The sequence below is a fragment of the Streptomyces doebereineriae genome, assembly GCF_031845645.1.
Taxonomy (GTDB): domain Bacteria; phylum Actinomycetota; class Actinomycetes; order Streptomycetales; family Streptomycetaceae; genus Streptomyces; species Streptomyces canus.
The window spans coordinates 1-395 of sequence record NZ_JAVREZ010000560.1; the positions used below are offsets into that span (position 1 = coordinate 1).

The window sequence follows — 395 nt, forward strand, 5'->3', positions numbered from 1 at the left end:
CTGGAGGAGGGCGTCGACTGGACCTGGTCCAGCTTCCGCGAGTACCTGGACGCCCTCGAAGGGCGCATCGCCGTCAACGCCGGGTTCATGGTCGGGCACTGCGCGCTCAGGCGGTACGTCATGGGGCCGGACGCGGTCGGCGGGCAGCCGACCCCCGCCCAACTGGACGCCATGCTCGCCCTCTTCCACGACGCCATGGACGCCGGGGCCTGGGGGCTCTCCACCACCCAGTCGTCCACGCACTCCGACGGCGACGGCGCACCCGTCGCCTCCCGGCACGCCCGCCCGGAAGAACTGCTCGCCCTCTCCCGGGCGGTGGGTGAACACGAGGGGACCCAGCTCGAAGCGATCGTCGCCGGGTGTCTGGACCAGTTCTCCGACGAGGAGATCGACCT

Annotated in this window: 1 protein-coding gene; it reads left to right on the forward strand. The window is 71.6% G+C overall.

Annotation, left to right across the window (positions count from 1 at the left end):
* Nucleotides 1-395: amidohydrolase family protein (locus RNB18_RS53250; RefSeq protein WP_311721209.1), on the forward strand; the 395-nt coding region annotated here is incomplete at both ends.